The sequence below is a fragment of the Slackia sp. genome, from assembly GCF_977041755.1.
Genome location: NZ_CDRRGL010000216.1, coordinates 1 through 2,025 on the forward strand (window position 1 = coordinate 1; position 2,025 = coordinate 2,025).

Sequence of the window (2,025 nt, forward strand, 5' to 3'; positions counted from 1 at the left end):
GTTCACCCTGCCCGAGAATGCAACGGTTTTCGATGCTGTGAAACTGCTCGTCGACCATCATATTTCGGCGGCGCCCATCGTGGATGGCAACGGCAAGCCCATCGCGTTCGTCTCGGACGGCGACGTGGCCCGCTTCCTCTCGAAGCGCCACAGCACCTACACCGACCCGGTGGCGCTCATTATGCTCACCGAATCGAGCAGCGACGACTTCGCCGTGAAGGCCGCGAAAATCATGAAGATGCGCGCGTACGACATCGCGACGCATGGCGTGATTTCGATTGACGTGCACACCGACATTCGCGAGGTGTGCCGCATATTGGGCGAGAACCACTTGAAGAAGGTCCCTGTGACCGACGAAGGCCAGCTTGTAGGCGTCATCAACCGAAGCGACATCGCGCACTACTCCATGCGCAAATACTTGGAGCAAAACGAATCGGAGCTCGGCCAAACTGCCGCGACGGCATAACGGCTCCGAGTGGAGCCACGGGCACGGCACCAAAACAAGCGTTCCGGCGCAAAACATGCGGCCGCAACAATGCTGCACGTCCGCAGCGGGTGCCCCAGAAAAAGGCCCCGCGAGAAAGCGCCGCGAAGAAACCCCACAAGCGTGTGTGCGCCATGCATGCGCCGCGCACTCACGCAATTTCAAGAAACGTCAACGCATTTTCTTGAAGGCAACGAGCTTTGTGGTATGCTTTCAGGGCTTTGGAGGAATGGCCGAGTGGTTGAAGGCGGCAGTCTTGAAAACTGTTGTGCCGCAAGGTACCGTGGGTTCAAATCCTACTTCCTCCGCCATTGAATTATTGCGCCGTCCCTCCGGACGGCGTTTTTTCGTTTGAAGCATCCATACGCCGCGCGCGAGCCCGACGGCCGATTTCGCGCTCAGCCTTCGGCTTGCGTACTTGCAGTACGCAGCGCCTCGGCTTCGAGCGATATCGACTCGCCAGGCTCTCGCTCGCTGACATATGGCGCGAATGGATGCTCAAAAACGACTGAAGGCGCGAAGGGCGAAGCTTTGGCAGGAGGAACCGTGGAACGCGAAATCACCCCAGGCGTATATCGCCACTTCAAAGGAAACGAATACGAGGTCATTGGCGTGGCGAAACACTCTGAGACCGAAGAACCCTTGGTCATTTACCGCGCGCTCTATGGCGAACGCGGCCTTTGGGCGCGACCGCTCGACATGTTTGCGGGCGAAGTCGACCACGATAAATATCCCGATGCCAAGCAACGATACCGATTCGAGAAAGCCTAGCCCCATTTTCTCCCCCAACCACAAAAGGCTCGAGCCGCAAAGCTCGAGCCTTTTCTAAAAAGATGCCGATTCCTTGAAGGGAAGGTGGAGGGGTGGAATCGGCCCTCACGGATTATTGTGTTGCCGCGCTGCGAAACGTCAGCGCCAGCTCATTATTTACCGGCAGCAGCGTTTTCGCCAGCGATCTTGCCGTACACCATGCACATGCCGCAGGAAAGACCCTTGAGCGAGATGGGGTACTGGACCGCGAAACGACCGCCCTGCGGAGCGCCGCAAGCGTACAGGCCCTTGATGATCTTGCGATCGTTGTCGTACACATGGCACTCGTCGTCGGAATCGAAGCCGCCCAGGTTGCCCAGGGTAAGGGCGCAACCGCACTCGGCAGCGTAGAACGGGCCATTCTCCAGGGCGAACAGGCGCTGAGAGCTCTTGAAGAAGTCGGTGTCTTCGCCAGCCTTGCACAGCTCGTTGTAACGCTCGATGGACTTCTTGGCCTCGTCGACGTCGATGCCCTCGATCTTGGAAAGCAGCTCGTCGATGGTGTCGGCCTTCAGGCAACGGCCGTCAGCGACAGCGTCGTCGATGTCCTTCTGGGTACGCACATTGATGCGCAGGCCAGAGGCGGCGTACTCGGGAAGCTCCTCTTCGCGATAGATGCATGCAACACCGTGGGCAGCCGGGAAGTACTTGAGCTGCTCAGGCCAGCTAGCGTCGAAGAACTGGTAAGCCTTGCGCTCGGGCTGAAGCTCAACCTGGTTCTCAAGCTGCTG

Annotated in this window: 3 protein-coding genes and 1 tRNA gene; 3 read left to right on the forward strand and 1 reads right to left on the reverse strand. The window is 58.7% G+C overall.

Going from position 1 to position 2,025, the window contains the following annotated elements; translation table 11 throughout:
• The 3 genes from ACWI8T_RS09650 to ACWI8T_RS09660 all read left to right on the forward strand — a co-directional run.
• The coding region (locus tag ACWI8T_RS09650; RefSeq protein WP_449138796.1) for a CBS domain-containing protein at positions 1-466 on the forward strand (466 nt) is incomplete at its 5' end.
• Between the two features lie 241 nt (positions 467-707).
• Positions 708-795: transfer RNA gene (locus tag ACWI8T_RS09655), tRNA-Ser, on the forward strand.
• A 220-nt stretch (positions 796-1,015) separates the two neighbouring features.
• Entirely contained in the window at positions 1,016-1,255 is a 240-nt protein-coding gene (locus tag ACWI8T_RS09660; protein WP_288482836.1) for a DUF1653 domain-containing protein, read from the forward strand.
• 152 nt (positions 1,256-1,407) lie between these two features.
• Here ACWI8T_RS09660 and ACWI8T_RS09665 read toward each other — a convergent pair.
• Positions 1,408-2,025, reverse strand: a 618-nt coding sequence (locus ACWI8T_RS09665; protein ID WP_449138797.1) for an FAD-binding protein, incomplete at its 5' end; no start/stop codon positions are given.